The organism is Pseudomonas endophytica, from assembly GCF_001411475.1.
GTDB lineage: Bacteria > Pseudomonadota > Gammaproteobacteria > Pseudomonadales > Pseudomonadaceae > Aquipseudomonas > Aquipseudomonas endophytica.
This window is the reverse complement of sequence record NZ_LLWH01000015.1, coordinates 1-14,270: the sequence shown is the minus strand read 5'-3', so window position 1 is coordinate 14,270 and position 14,270 is coordinate 1. Positions and strand designations below refer to the sequence as shown.

The 14,270-nt window shown below is 56.0% G+C and carries 13 protein-coding genes and 1 pseudogene; 12 read left to right on the top strand and 2 right to left on the bottom strand.

Annotated elements, in window-relative coordinates; genetic code table 11:
• From AQS70_RS02500 to AQS70_RS02475, 6 genes are all read left to right on the top strand, one after another.
• Positions 1 to 695, top strand: a 695-nt coding sequence (locus AQS70_RS02500; protein WP_055101360.1) for a threonine dehydratase, incomplete at its 5' end; no start/stop codon positions are given.
• A gap of 100 nt (positions 696 to 795) precedes the next feature.
• Positions 796 to 1,197: a hypothetical protein gene (locus AQS70_RS02495; protein WP_055101362.1), complete on the top strand. Its 402-nt coding sequence runs from the start codon at positions 796 to 798 to the stop codon at positions 1,195 to 1,197.
• 124 nt (positions 1,198 to 1,321) lie between these two features.
• On the top strand, positions 1,322 to 1,666 hold the full coding sequence (locus AQS70_RS02490) for a hypothetical protein (protein WP_055101359.1): 345 nt from the start codon (positions 1,322 to 1,324) through the stop codon (positions 1,664 to 1,666).
• 52 nt (positions 1,667 to 1,718) lie between these two features.
• Positions 1,719 to 2,321, top strand: coding sequence for a UPF0149 family protein (locus tag AQS70_RS02485; protein WP_055101358.1), 603 nt, complete (start codon positions 1,719 to 1,721; stop codon positions 2,319 to 2,321).
• On the top strand, positions 2,318 to 2,995 hold the full coding sequence (locus AQS70_RS02480) for a hypothetical protein (RefSeq protein WP_055101357.1): 678 nt from the start codon (positions 2,318 to 2,320) through the stop codon (positions 2,993 to 2,995). The genes AQS70_RS02485 and AQS70_RS02480 overlap by 4 nt, the downstream gene beginning before the upstream one ends.
• Before the next feature lie 35 nt (positions 2,996 to 3,030).
• Positions 3,031 to 3,882: a CAP domain-containing protein gene (locus AQS70_RS02475; protein ID WP_055101356.1), complete on the top strand. Its 852-nt coding sequence runs from the start codon at positions 3,031 to 3,033 to the stop codon at positions 3,880 to 3,882.
• 89 nt (positions 3,883 to 3,971) lie between these two features.
• Here the strand turns inward: AQS70_RS02475 and mqo are convergent, their stop codons facing one another.
• Complete coding sequence (gene mqo / locus AQS70_RS02470) at positions 3,972 to 5,618, bottom strand: malate dehydrogenase (quinone) (protein ID WP_055101355.1); 1,647 nt, start codon at positions 5,616 to 5,618, stop codon at positions 3,972 to 3,974.
• A gap of 493 nt (positions 5,619 to 6,111) precedes the next feature.
• On the opposite strand from mqo, the gene AQS70_RS02465 reads away from it, so the two are divergent.
• The 3 genes from AQS70_RS02465 (at position 6,112) to ydiJ (ending at position 10,316) form a co-directional block, all read left to right on the top strand.
• The gene (locus AQS70_RS02465; RefSeq protein ID WP_055101354.1) at positions 6,112 to 6,483 is read left to right on the top strand and encodes a hypothetical protein; all 372 of its coding nucleotides are present in this window, start codon (positions 6,112 to 6,114) and stop codon (positions 6,481 to 6,483) included.
• A 52-nt stretch (positions 6,484 to 6,535) separates the two neighbouring features.
• Positions 6,536 to 7,006, top strand: a complete 471-nt coding sequence (locus AQS70_RS02460) for a hypothetical protein (protein ID WP_055101353.1) — start codon at positions 6,536 to 6,538, stop codon at positions 7,004 to 7,006.
• A gap of 283 nt (positions 7,007 to 7,289) precedes the next feature.
• Complete coding sequence (ydiJ, locus tag AQS70_RS02455; protein WP_055101352.1) at positions 7,290 to 10,316, top strand: D-2-hydroxyglutarate dehydrogenase YdiJ; 3,027 nt, start codon at positions 7,290 to 7,292, stop codon at positions 10,314 to 10,316.
• A gap of 48 nt (positions 10,317 to 10,364) precedes the next feature.
• Here ydiJ and AQS70_RS02450 read toward each other — a convergent pair whose 3' ends face one another.
• Positions 10,365 to 11,000 carry a cupin domain-containing protein gene (locus tag AQS70_RS02450; RefSeq protein WP_082428015.1) on the bottom strand — a complete coding sequence of 212 codons (636 nt, stop codon included), beginning with the start codon at positions 10,998 to 11,000 and terminating at the stop codon, positions 10,365 to 10,367.
• A gap of 380 nt (positions 11,001 to 11,380) precedes the next feature.
• Here AQS70_RS02450 and AQS70_RS02445 point away from each other — a divergent pair, with 380 nt between their 5' ends.
• From AQS70_RS02445 to AQS70_RS02435, 3 genes and pseudogenes are all read left to right on the top strand, one after another.
• Positions 11,381 to 12,433 (top strand): ABC transporter substrate-binding protein, encoded by a 1,053-nt coding sequence (locus AQS70_RS02445; RefSeq protein ID WP_055101351.1) that lies wholly within the window; start codon positions 11,381 to 11,383, stop codon positions 12,431 to 12,433.
• A gap of 109 nt (positions 12,434 to 12,542) precedes the next feature.
• Complete coding sequence (locus AQS70_RS02440; RefSeq protein WP_206542125.1) at positions 12,543 to 13,646, top strand: ABC transporter ATP-binding protein; 1,104 nt, start codon at positions 12,543 to 12,545, stop codon at positions 13,644 to 13,646.
• A 10-nt stretch (positions 13,647 to 13,656) separates the two neighbouring features.
• Positions 13,657 to 14,270, top strand: a pseudogene (locus AQS70_RS02435) (ABC transporter permease); the annotation flags it as partial.

Below are 14,270 nucleotides of genomic sequence, written 5' to 3'. Positions count from 1 at the left end.
GCATTGTCGTACCCGAAGGTAACTCACGGGGCAAAAACGCCGCGATGCGCGCCTTGGGGGCGACGGTCATTGAGCATGGCAAGGATTTCGATGAAGCACGCAGCCACGCCGCCGAGCTGGCGCACACCTATCACCTGCACTTGGTCCCGGCCTTTCATCCCGATCTAATTCGCGGCGTTGCCACCTATGCCCTTGAGTTACTGGAGGCGGTCGCAGACCTGCACACCGTGTATGTGCCCATCGGTATGGGTTCAGGCATCTGCGGTTTGATCCAAGCACGCGACCTGCTGGGGCTAAGCACTGAGATCGTCGGCGTGGTGTCCGAGCATGCCGATGCCTATGCCCTCAGTGTCGAACAAGGTTGCGTGGTGTGCACTGACAGCGCCAACACTTTCGCCGACGGCCTGGCCTGCCGTCAGCCACAGCCTGATGCGCTGGCAATCATTGCCAAAGGCGCCGCGCGAGTGATCCGTGTTTCGGACCGCGACATTGCACACGCCATACGCCTTTACCACGAAGCCACCCATAACACAGCGGAAGGCGCTGGCGCTGCTGCGTTGGCCGGGTTGATCAAAGAGCAGGCCCAGCAACAAGGGCGTCGAGTGGCCGTGATTTTGAGCGGCGCCAATATTGATCGTCAATTGTATGCGGCCATTCTTGACGAGGACCTCAATCATCAGCCCGCCCATGCCTGACACAGGCATCAGTCACTGCGCATCCAGCGCTTTATAGCGCCTGATGCGCACAAGGGCTGCAACGCGACAAAACCAGGGCAATGTGACTATGCTCATGCCCATGAACCCTTCAATCGTGGTCCGCCAGCCTTGCCCTCCCGGTGCTTGCATCTGCGAGCGTGAGCAACTGTTGGCGCAACCCGCCCCCGATCTGCGCATCCTGAGCCTCAGCCGGCAGGCAGAAAAAGTCATGCTTGAGCGGCTCGAAAACATTCAGAGCTTGGCCGATCTAGAGCACATGCAACGTCGCATGCACGAACAATTAGGGATTGAGGTCAACGTTGGGCCGGGTTTTAACGAAGTTCGAACCATGCGCGGGATTGAGATCCGGGTCGCTGAACAACCCGGTTTGTGCCGCAAGACACGCCAAGCGATCCCGGCCGCCATACGCCGTGCTTTGGAAAAACGCCCAGAAATTGCCTACAAGCTACTCGACAGCCATGACCTGCTGCGTGACACCTGAATACAGTTTAAAAGGTGAACTGCCTTACAGAACGAGCACTTCTAGCGCCAATCCTCTGGTTTACCTTGCCTAAACAGGCTTAATAACTTATAAGCGCGTTTTTTAATAACGATAGAGCCAGAACATGAGTACCGGATTCACCGAGGACGAAATGCGCATAGCGCTCGGCCTTGATCTGCCAGCTGAGACAGCACCCGTCGCTACGCCCGCACCACTCCCAGCTCCTGTCGCCCCCAAAATCACTGCCACCCTGACTCCCAAGCCAGCACCAAAAACGCCGGTCAAACGTCGAGGCCCAGTATTGCGGGTGACGTTGCACGTGAGCAAAGTGTATGACGGCGAAGAAACCCTGTTTGTGCATGACTCAAAATTGTTGAGCCGCTTCGATGCCGAACAGGAAGCCAAAAAAGCCTTGGCCAAAGCCGGCTTTAAATACTTTGTGCTCGACTCGATTGTGCAGGTCGACTAACCCAAAGGTCTGACGTAGCGTTGACTCAGGACAAACAGCCAAGGAACCCGCCATGCAAAGCCAACCATTGAGTGCCACAGAGTTCGAGGCAATCGAAGAAACTCTGCTTAAGTACGGCGACGATTACACTATTCTCAACACCTGCGAGCTGGATGGCTTTTTCACTGCGCTGGCGTCCAGCCCGGAGCAAGTGGATATTGCCCAATGGTTTCCTGCCATTTGGGGTGGTCAGTTGCCTAACTGGGAAAGCCCCGAAGACCTCAAAAACGTTATCGAACTGTGTACCCGGCACTACAACGTTCTGGCCTTGCAACTGGCTGAAGACCCCGCAGCTTTTGCGCCGCGCTTTGAAGCAAGCGAACACCAAGGCCAAACCGTCACCTTGGCCGAAGAATGGTGCTTCGGCTACCTACGCGCCATCGCCATTGCACACTGGCCCGCGTTGCCCGCTATTCAAGCCGCCTTGCTGCAAACCATCGTCGATCTGGCCGAGCAAGACACCTTTGAACTGCCGGAAGACCTCGACGTAGCTGCCCATCAGCAACAGGTCGCTGACGTTGCCCCGGCAGCCCGCGCCTTGCATGACTACTGGCTGAGCCAGCGCGTTTCGACAGGGTCATGTGCTTTTCCTCACGCCCACAGACCTGACTTATGACCACCCTCACTCATTTCGATACGCCGATCAGCGAGCCGATTAACGCCCAGATCATGCAGCTTGTGGTTGATCATCTCAGCGATATCAGCGCCATGGAAATCGCGCCGAGCAATCTGCTGTACAGCATTTATCAGTACGCCATCGGTTTTGAAGTACACCTGTATCTGCAAGCCCTCGACGGCTCGCAAGGTATTGCGATTGAACTGATTGTCGCGACCGATGAACACGACCCGCAGAAAGTCAGCGGGTTTGTCCTGTACCTGCCGTTCAAAGACGACCCACACGCCTGCGGCATCGCCTACATGGCCGAGTTGTCTAGCCATCGTCATCTGGGGGTGATGCAGGCCATGCTGCAAGAAGTCACCCGCCGTTACCCGCACACAGAGTTGAGCTGTAGCGTCAGCAAAGTCGCGGCGTTGCAAGGCATGGGCTTTCAGGTTGTAGGCACCCGCGGCCCGCAAGTGCTAATGAACACCCGCGACTACAGCTCAGACGGCTTGATGGGCGTGCTAGACGTCTCTTCGGTTTATCAAAGTACCGAGGTACGACAGATCCACACCTACCTACTTAATCGCAACGGCAAAAAAGCCATGCTCGACGCCGAAAAAAAACGTGATCGCCAGATCGACCAACTGACCGCTAAAGCCAAAGCTTTCGTGGCCAGCCAGAAATAACGCATGATGGGCGCATTCCGATCCGAGGAAACGTTATGCGCCGACACTTCACGTTCACCCGCTTGGCAGGGCTCAGCCTGAGCCTGATCTTTAGCGCATCCACATTGGCCAGCGAAGAATCGCAACTGGTTGATTCAATCAACACCTATCGCAGCCAAGCCCAACCTTGCGGCGCTCAAGCCTCACAAGAGCTGCCACCCCTGACCTTAGATACCCGACTGATACTGCCTGCCAGTGCTTACGGCGACTTACAGGATGCGCTTGCACGTGCTGCCTACCCGATGGTTAACGTACAGGCGATCAACCTCACCGGCCCACGTGACTCAGACGCCGCGATGAAAGCCGTGCGTGAAAGCTTCTGCAAAGTGGTGCTGGATCCACAGTTTATTGACATCGGGGTCAGCCACTCCGGGCAAGATTGGCGCATCGTCTTGGCGCGCCCCCTGTTGACCTCACGCTTGGGCGACTCACAGGCAGAGGGCCAAAAGGTGCTGGAGTTGATCAACAGCGCCCGCACCCAACCACGTCAATGCGGTACTCAGGCGTTTACACCGACCGACCCGCTGACTTGGAACGCCACTCTAGCGACAGCGGCCCAAAACCATAGCCGCGACATGGCCAACAACAACTATTTTGACCACAAAGACCGCACGGGCGGCACACCTGGTGATCGCGCCGAACTGGCCGGTTACAGTGGCCAACTGATTGGCGAGAACATCGCCGCCGGTCTAGACACACCGCGCAAAGTCGTCGATGGGTGGCTGGCAAGCCCAGGGCACTGCGCCAATATCATGAATCCAGACTTCCGCGAGCTGGGTGCCGCCTATGCGACAGACCCTAAAAGTGATGCAGGCATCTACTGGACCGCGCTATTGGGCAGCCAGTAAATATGAATGTAGAGGGGGGATTGCGAGGGTTAAACGATTAAAACGTACAAAAAGTAGCCCCGCTCAACGCTGTTGAGCGGGGCTTGCTTTTACAGCGCCATGTCAGCCGCCGGATTGCTTGGAGCAGGCTTGGCCGGCTCAGCAGGTGCTGCTTGCGTACCCGTTGCTGCCGGGATAGCTGGCGGCGGAGTCAGTTGCAAGGTCTCGGCGGTGTACGCCCATTCCTGTGCAACACGCTCAGGCGAGCCGTTCAGCTTGGTGCCGTAGCTAGGCACGATCTCACGCAGCTTGGCTTGCCACTCAGGCGTCGCTACCTTGTCCTTGAACACGGTTTCGAGCACGTTGAGCATAATTGGCGCAGCGGTCGATGCACCTGGCGAAGCACCCAGCAGGCCGGCAATGCTGCCGTCTTTGGAAGCAACGATCTCAGTGCCCAACTTCAGCACGCCGCCCTTCTCTTCGTCACGTTTGATGATCTGCACACGCTGACCGGCTTGCCACAGGCGCCAGTCTTCTTGCTTAGCGTCCGGGTAGTACTCTTTCAGCGCATTGAAACGGTCATCATCAGACAGCATCAGCTGACCGGCCAGGTACTCAACCAGCGGATATTGTTCGATACCCACTTTGGTCATTGGCCAGATGTTGTGCGTCGTGGTGCTGGTCAGCAGGTCAAAGTACGAGCCTTCCTTCAAGAACTTGGTCGAGAACGTCGCGAATGGGCCAAACAGGATTACGCGCTTACCATCCAGCACGCGGGTGTCCAAGTGCGGAACCGACATCGGAGGCGCGCCCACCGAAGCTTTACCGTAAGCCTTGGCCAAGTGTTGCTCGGCCACGGTTGGATTCTCGGTTACCAGGAACGACCCCCCTACCGGGAAGCCAGCGTATTCCTTGGCTTCAGGAATACCCGACTTCTGCAGCAGGTGCAGAGCACCGCCACCCGCGCCAATGAACACAAACTTGGCGTTAGTCGCCGTTTCAGTTCCGTCTTTGAGGTTTTTAGACACTACACGCCACGTACCATCTTCGTTACGCGTGATGTCTTTAACTTCGCTCGACAAGTTCAACGTGAAGTTAGGCTTGGTTTGCAGGTAAGACACGAACTGGCGGGTGATTTCACCGAAGTTGACGTCAGTACCGATCGGGCTCCAAGTGGCCGCGACTTTCTGACTTGGGTCACGCCCTTGCATCATCAGCGGCACCCATTGCTTGATCTGCTCTGGGTCTTCGGAGTACTGCATGCCTGCGAATAGCGGGCTGGCTTGCAGAGCTTCGTAACGCTTTTTCAAGAACTTGATGTTGTCATCGCCCCACACAAAGCTCATGTGCGGAGTGGAGTTGATGAACGAACGCGGGTTTTTCAGAACGCCGTTCTTGACCTGCCAAGCCCAGAACTGACGCGAAATCTGGAAGGCTTCATTGATTTCAATGGCCTTAGGGATTTCAACGTTGCCGTTCTTGTCTTCAGGGGTGTAGTTGAGTTCAGCCAACGCTGAGTGACCGGTACCCGCGTTGTTCCAGCCGTTGGAGCTTTCTTGAGCGACGCCATCGAGCCGTTCAATCATCTCCATGGACACACCGGGTTCCAGCTCATCAAGCCAGACACCCAAGGTAGCGCTCATGATGCCGCCGCCAATCAGCAGTACATCAACTTGCTTTGGCTCGGCAGCGTTCACGGACGTTAGTCCCATGGTCAGCGCCAGGCCCACAAGCCCTTTGTTCATCTTCTTAAACATGTTGTCGTACCTAAGATAAAACGCCATCTACCCGGCACTGCGATCAGAACAGAGCTGGACCCATTACAGGACAGGCTACCTGCAACCGAGCCCTTCATCAGGCCATGATCGAGTAGACATATAAGGCCTATGCACACTATAGACCTCACTTTTATGTACCTTGGGCGCTGATCTTTTATTGCTTTTGGCTTCAGCTACTTGGGTGACATTTTGGTGTATGTGTCGGGCGTGGCCAACGGCAGACTTAACCTGCCCAGCTCCTTCACCCCCAACCTCGTGTTGCGATTTCATGGGAGCTGACACTTTTTGAAGCACTTTGCACAGAGCTACAAGGTGCGAAACCTGCAAGGGTCAGCCTCCAGACCGCGACATTCTACCCCAGGTGGCACTTTGGACGAAAACGCATCTTTTGAGCGATGAGAAGTAGATCAATTGCTGATTGGCACTTCACGTACAATTGCCCCTTTGTCACCGTTGCCCACAGGATTCACCCATGTCTTTGAACAAACGTAATCAGGCACAGATTGAACGGGGCCTGATTAAACACCTGACCGATGCCTGTGAAAGCGCCAAAGGGCAAATTCCAGGTTTTGTCTGGCTAACCCACTCAGTGAACTTCGACACCTTCCCGGCGAGCCTGAAAATCGTCTGGGTATTCGACACTCAGGTGAGCAAAGACTTCGCTCTGGCCGATGGCGAGGCGCGGTTTATGGTCGAACGCACGGCTCAAGCTTTGGTCGACGCCTCGATCAATGTGCGCCAAGTAGCCAACCATGTGTTTTACGATTCCGAAGACGAATGCCAGCGCGCCTGCGGCGGCAACTGGGCCAAACGTTTAGCCCAGAAAACCCCTGGTCGCGCTTGATCGTCAGCCTAAACCCACGATAACCCCAGATCAAAACCGGAGACATAAAACAGTGAAAATTGCACTTTTACTGCTATTAAGCGCGCTGTCCATGCCGACCTTCGCCGCCACGGTTGGCGAGCCCCTCACCCCGTGGACGCTGCAAGACCAGCATGATCAACCCTACACCCTAGACGCCAATACCCACGTGCTTCTGGTGGCCCGCAACATGGACGGTTCCAAGCTGGTAAAAGCCGCACTTGAGGGCCAGACAAAAGAGTATCTGCCCGCCCGCCATGTGGCATTTCTCGCCGACATCCATGGGATGCCGTCATTGATCGGTAAAATGTTCGCCCTGCCAAAAATGCGCGACTACAACTACCGCGTTGTACTGGACCGTGACGGCAGCATCGCCGCCCACTACCCAGGCCCGGAAGACCAAGTGCTATGGCTGCAACTGGACAACGGCACCCTGGTGTCGCAGCAAGCTTTTAGCAACGCCGATGAACTGCGCGCCGCGCTAGAAAAGCTGCCCACGCTGTAGGAACTGCCGAAGGCTGCGATCTTTTAAAAGATCAAAAGATCGCAGCCTGCGGCAGCTCCTACAGTTTTGTATCAGCGAGCTTGCTCGCGATCTTTTAAAAGATCGCGAGCAATACGCCCCCATTCATTCATAAACCTCATGCAAAGGCTGCACGTTATACGTTTGCCTTGACGCTTCTAGACCCTGAAAATCCTGCTAAATCAATTTCACCGCGCCGGCGAGTTCGCCAACACCATGCGACGAGTGAATGTAGAAATGAATTAGCCTGCAGGAAATACCCCCGATGATCGCCCGCCTCGCTCCTATCCATCGTCTTGATGACGCTTACCAACGTTTTCTAAGCGCACTGACAACGGAAGGCTTCAAGGGCGAAATCGCCAGTGATTTCGCCCTCAGAACGGTGCTGGCCACTGACAACTCGATATACCAACGCTTACCTCAGGCGGCGGTATTCCCCAAGGATTATGCCGACGTCGAATGCCTGACCACGCTCGCCGCACGGCCCGAGTATCGTTCTATTGTGCTGACCGCGCGCGGCGGCGGCACCGGTACCAACGGCCAGTCGCTGACTGACGGGCTGGTGGTCGATCTCTCACGGCACCTCAATCAGATTCTCGAGATCAACGTTCAAGAACGCTGGGTTAGGGTGCAAAGCGGCGTGGTCAAAGACCAACTGAACGCAGCCCTTAAAGCGCACGGCTTGTTCTTTGCCCCTGAGCTGTCGACCTCTAACCGCGCTACTGTTGGCGGCATGATCAATACCGACGCCAGCGGCCAAGGCAGTTGCACCTACGGCAAAACTCGAGATCACGTGCTTGGGCTGTCAACCCTACTACTGGGCGGCAAGCGCTTGGACAGCCAAGTGATGACAAACGAGCAGGCCAGCCAACAGGCAGCCCAGCAAAACGTTATTGGTGAGGTTTATCGCTGCGCCCAAGACATTGCCGATAACCAGCAAGCGTTAATCAAAGAGATCTTTCCGCCGCTCAATCGCTGCCTCACTGGTTATGACCTCGCCCACCTGCGCGAGGCCGATGGCCGCTTTAACCTGAACAGCCTCCTGTGCGGTTCCGAAGGCTCGCTGGGCTTTATCATCGAGGCCAAACTCAACGTTCTGCCCATCCCGCAGCACTCGATATTAGTCAACGTACGCTACGCCAGCTTTATGGAGGCCCTGCGCGACGCCAAAGCATTGATGGCGCTCAAGCCGCTGTCGATTGAGACGGTCGACTCAAAAGTGCTACTGCTGGCGATGAAAGACATCGTTTGGCATGGAGTTGCTGAATATTTCCCGCAAGACCCGAACACCCCAACCATGGGCATCAACCTGATCGAGTTCAGTGACGATGACTTGGAACGCTTGGAGCAGCGCGTTCACGACTTTACCGAGCATTTGCACAACGACCACAGCGTACGCCGCTTGGGCCATACATTGGCCATCGGCAGCGAAGCGATAAAGCGCGTCTACACCATGCGCAAACGCTCTGTGGGGCTGTTGGGTAACGTGCAAGGCGAAGCCAGACCGCAGCCATTTGTCGAAGACACGGCCGTACCGCCGGAAAACTTGGCGGACTATATCGCCGAATTCCGCGCCCTGCTGGACAGTCACCATCTGGAATACGGCATGTTCGGCCACGTCGATGCCGGGGTCTTACACGTGCGGCCGATTCTAGACATGAAAGACCCGCGCCAAGCGGCGCTCATCCGCCCGATTTCAGACGGGGTTGCGGCGCTCACGCATAAATACGGCGGTTTGCTCTGGGGCGAACATGGCAAAGGGCTACGTTCGGAATACGGGCCAAAATACTTTGGCGCGCTGTATCCGGCGTTGCAGGCGATCAAAGCGGCATTCGACCCGTTCAACCAACTAAACCCCGGCAAAATCGCGACCCCGGCGCGGCTCAGCACGGCCCGCCTGACCCGCGTCGATGAGGTCACATTACGCGGCGACCTAGACCGGCAAATTGACGAACGTGTGTGGCAAAGCTATCAAAGCGCCGTGCACTGCAACGGCAATGGCGCGTGCTACAACTTTGACCCTGATGACGCGATGTGCCCGTCTTGGAAAGCCACCCGCGAGCGCATTCACTCACCCAAAGGGCGTGCCTCGCTAATGCGTGAATGGCTGCGCCAGCAGGGCGCACAAGGGGTCGACGTCTTGGGCAATTACTCCTCCAGCGTGCTGCGCAGGGCCCGCAACTCGCTGGCCAAATTGATGGGCGAAAAAGACTTTTCTCACGAAGTGTATGACGCCATGGCTGGCTGCTTGGCGTGTAAATCCTGCGCGGGGCAATGCCCGGTCAAAGTCAACGTGCCGGATTTCAGAGCCCGTTTTCTAGAGCTGTATCACAGCCGCTACCTGCGCCCGCTCAAGGATTATGCAATCGGCTCACTGGAGTTCAGCATCCCCCACATTGCGCGCTTCCCACGCCTGTACAACGCGATGATGAGCGCCAAGCCGGTTAAATACCTCTTGGAGCGCGTTGTCGGCATGGTCGACAGCCCGCTGTTGAGCCTGATGGATTTTCATAGCGTATGCGCTCAATGGAACGTGCAAATTGCCACGCCACAACGCCTATCGCGCCTGACAACAGAGCAACGCGCACGCAGCGTGATTTTGGTTCAAGACGCCTTCACCCGTTATTTCGAGACACCACTGGCAGCGCAATGGATCGAATTGATTGCTCGGCTTGGCTACCAGGTGTACCTAGCGCCCTTCTCGCCCAATGGCAAACCGTTGCAAGTGCAAGGTTTTCTTGGAGCGTTTAAAAAGACCGCAGCGAACACCGCCAAAGGGCTTATGGCGCTGCAAGAAAGCGGCATACCGCTGGTGGGCCTAGACCCGGCCATGACCTTGGTCTATCGCCAAGAGTACGCCAAAACCCTAGACCAAGAGGCGGCGCCACATGTTGCGCTACCGCAGGAATGGCTGGCGACGGCACTGCCGGAAGCGGTGCAAGACGGCGCGAAAGACGTCTACCAGTTTCTACCGCACTGCACCGAGCGCACCAACGAGCCGGGGAGCATTGAGGTCTGGAAAAAAGTCTTCGACGGCTTTGGCCTCACGCTGAATGTCTTACCCAGCGGTTGCTGCGGGATGTCCGGGACCTACGGGCACGAAACACGCAACGCTCACACCTCATCGCTCATTTACTCGCAGTCTTGGCAGCCCATCGTCGAGCGCCACCTGCCGGGCGGCAAACTGCTGGCTGATGGTTATTCGTGCCGCAGCCAAGTCAAACGCCACGCAGGCCAAGCGCTGCAACACCCCTTACAGGCACTGCTCGCCCAGCTCCGCCAACGCCACTAAACCTCAGCAAACCGCGTAGGAGCTGCCGAAGGCTGCGATCTTTTGATCTTAAAACGTGGGCGGCGATACCGCACTGACCACAATGCACACTTCATCAAATGGGTTGCGCATCCGGTGCGGCAGACGGCTGTCGAAATAGTAAGCATCGCCCACCGACAACACCCGAATTTCATCACCCACTGTCATTTCCAAGCGACCCTGGATGATGATTCCGCCTTCCTCCGCGTCGTGCGAGTACAGCTCTTCGCCCTCTTCCCCGGTGTCTGCGCCCGGCTCATAACGCTCATGAAGAATCATCATCGAACTATTTTCGAGATTCGCGCCCACTTGCCTGTATGATAGCTTCTTGCCATCAGCCAGTTCGACCAGTTCACTGGCCTTGTAGAAGACGGCGCGGTCAACAACTGCCGAGTCGGAAAAAAATACGCTAAGGGTGACATTCAAGGGCCGAAGCAAACGCTTCAAGATACTCACGGACGGGCTGGACTTATCCCGTTCGATAATGGAAAGCGTGGCATGCGGCACACCGGCCAGTTCTGACAAGCCTCTGATCGAAAGACCTCGACTTTGTCGTAACGCCTTGAGCCGTGCACCTACTGAGGCCGTGTCCGCAACCTCTGCCGGGTTATCGGGAAGTTCTTCTCGAATATGCGGGCTTCGGCCTGTCGCCGATGTTTCTGTCACGGTGGATTCCTTAGCTAAACGGCACCCAAGCGGGCCAACGTTTAATGTGAACCTTGAACTGCCGAGAGCCTTTATATAAAGGCCACTCGCACGCACCAGGTTGGGTCATTGTGCCCCCTGCAGCACCCTCTGAGTGCGGCAAAGTAACACGGTTGCGAACAGGTTTGACCCTGTAGAACCGTTTGACACTTTAGCTAAAAAAACACAGTCGGTTGCAGGTGTAACGTCTTTTTTCATCTTTAGACGTGAAAAAACAACCGCTTACCGCTCCACCGCTGATTCATGACGTTACAGCCAAGCAAAATAAAGCTTGCCTGAGCCCTCGCTCAAGTGGTAAAAATTTTTACCGCGTAACCACAACATCTGCGTAGAGGCTAACAATGCATAAATCACGCCACGCTGTTGCAGCATATGGACTTGCTCTCATTGGCCTTGCAGCTTCCCAAGCTGCCAGTGCCCGTGATCTGACGATTGTTTCTTGGGGAGGTAATTTTCAGGACGCACAGCGCGAGCTGTTTTTCGCACCCTACGGCAAACAAACGGGCAAAAAAGTACTGGACCAAAGCTGGGACGGCGGCGTTGGCGTGTTAGATGCCAAGGTCCGCGTCGGCAACCCTAACTGGGACGTTGTCGAAGTTGAAGCCGAAGACCTTGCACTGGGCTGCGAGTCCGGGTTGTTCGAACCAATAGACTGGGCCAAGGTCGGCAACAAAGCTGACTTCATCCCGGAGGCCGTGAGTGAGTGCGGTGTCGGCAACATCGTTTGGAACACCGGCCTGTCATGGGACGGCGACAAGCTCAAGACCGAACCCACCTCATGGGCCGACTTTTTTGATCTGGAAAAAATTCCCGGCAAGCGCGGTCTGCGCAAAGGCCCGAAATACGCACTTGAGTTCGCGCTGATTGCTGACGGCGTCAAGCCTTCCGAGGTGTACAACGTGCTGCGCACGCCAGAAGGTGTAGACCGCGCCTTCAACAAACTGGGCACCATCAAGTCCAGCATCGTGTGGTGGGAGGCTGGGGCACAGCCGCTGCAAATGCTGACCGCTGGCGATATCGTCATGAGTTCCGCCTACAACGGCCGCATCACCGGTTTTAACAACAACGAAGGTAAAAACTTCAAGTTCCTGTGGAACGGCAGCGTCTCGGCCATCGACTCTTGGGCTGTGCTCAAAGGCAGCGAAAACAAAGCCCAAGCCATGGACTTCATCGCTTTCGCTAGCCAACCCGAAGAGCAAGCCAAGCTACCCAAGCACATTGCCTACGGCCTGACAAATACCAAAGCCAACGACTTTGTACCGGCAGACTTGAAGCACACCCTGCCTACCACCCCAGAAAACCTCGCGCAGTCGATCCCTATCGACGTCGACTTCTGGGTTGAAAACATCGAACCGCTGACCGAGCGTTTCAACGCTTGGGTCGTTAAGAAGTAACCCCCCGCCTCTTGCTCACCCTGCCACCGGCCTACGGTGGCAGGTTTTGCGACGTTATCTGTGCGCTATTGCCGCTTTACACGCAGGCATTAGTGAAGAGCCCGTGTGCCTGCTTTCGAGTGAGGATGGTTACGTGAAACACCTGGTCAGCTTTAAAAATATCCAAAAGACCTACGACGGTTTGCGTCCCGTGGTTAAGGATTTAAACCTCGACATTGACGAAGGGGAATTTGTCACCCTGCTCGGTCCGTCCGGCTCTGGCAAAACCACCAGCCTAATGATGCTGGCTGGCTTCGAAACCCCAACCCAAGGCGAAATTTTTCTTAACGATAAACCTTTGCACAACCTCCCCCCGCACAAACGCAACATCGGGATGGTATTTCAAAACTATGCGCTGTTTCCGCACATGACCATTGAGCAAAACCTGGCCTTCCCGCTGGCTGTCCGCAAAATTAACAGCGTCGACAAAAAGCAAAAAGTAAGCCGCGCTCTGGACATGGTGAAACTCACCGATTTCGCAAAACGCTACCCGGCGCAACTGTCGGGTGGCCAGCAGCAACGTGTTGCCTTAGCCCGTGCGCTGGTGTTCGAACCCAAGCTGGTGCTGATGGATGAACCGCTGGGCGCTCTCGATAAGCAACTGCGCGAACACATGCAACTGGAAATCAAACACCTGCACCAGCAACTGGGCCTGACCGTGGTGTATGTGACCCACGACCAAAGCGAAGCCCTGACCATGTCTGACCGCGTGGCGGTGTTCAACGATGGCGTGATTCAACAAATCGACACGCCGACAGCGATCTATGAAGCCCCTAACAAAAGTTTCGTGGCGCAATTTATTGGCGAAAACAACACCCTGCTCGGCACCTTTGTCTATCGCGATGAGCAATACGCCGTGGCACGTCTGGCGGACGGCAGCCTGATCCGTGCCGTGCCGGTGGCGCACTCGCAGCCGGGCGATCAAGTGGCCTTGTGCATCCGCCCCGAACGCGTACTGGTCGGCAATGCGGGTAGCACAGTCATAACCGCGCGCATTCAGGAATACATCTACTTGGGTGATCACGTGCGCATGATCACTGAAATTGCCGGGCAACCCAACTTCATGGTCAAGCTGCCCATCTCACACATGAATCACAGCTGGACGGTTGGCAGTTCGATTTCACTTTCTTGGTCGCCAGAGCACATCCGTGCCCTGGACGCGGCCCCCTATTGAGCCGTCGAACATGAGTCGATCCGCCACTGTTGCGTCAGGCCAACCCCATGAGCAGACCTCCGACCTGAGAGCCAAGCTCATAAAATCCGAACGTTCCTACAAGTTCAAATCGCTATTGCTGATTGCTCCGCTATTTGTCTTCGTGATCGTGTGCTTTGCTTTCCCCATCGGCACGTTGCTCACACGCAGCGTCGATAACCCCGATGCCAACACCGCACTACCAGCTACTGTAGAGGCGCTGACCACCTGGAAATGCAAAACCTTGCCGAACGAACAGGCTTTTGCAGCCTTGGTCAGCGACTTGGCCAATGCCAAACAAAACGGCCAGATTGGCGCGCTCTCCAAACGGTTGAGCTATGAAATCCCCGGCTATCGAACCCTCATCACTAAAACCCTGCGCAACCTCCCGCCGAGTGACGCGCCGTCCAAGCGTGATGCCTTAATCGCCATAGACAGCGCTTGGGGCGAAGTTAATCACTGGAGAGCCTTGAAGCAGGCATCGTCGAGCCTGACCCCTTACTTCCTGCTGGCCGCCCTTGATCACCGCATAGACTCGGCCTCTGGCAGCCTCGTTAAGGCAGAGCCCAACCAGTCGATTTACCTCGCTATTTTCGCCCGGACCTT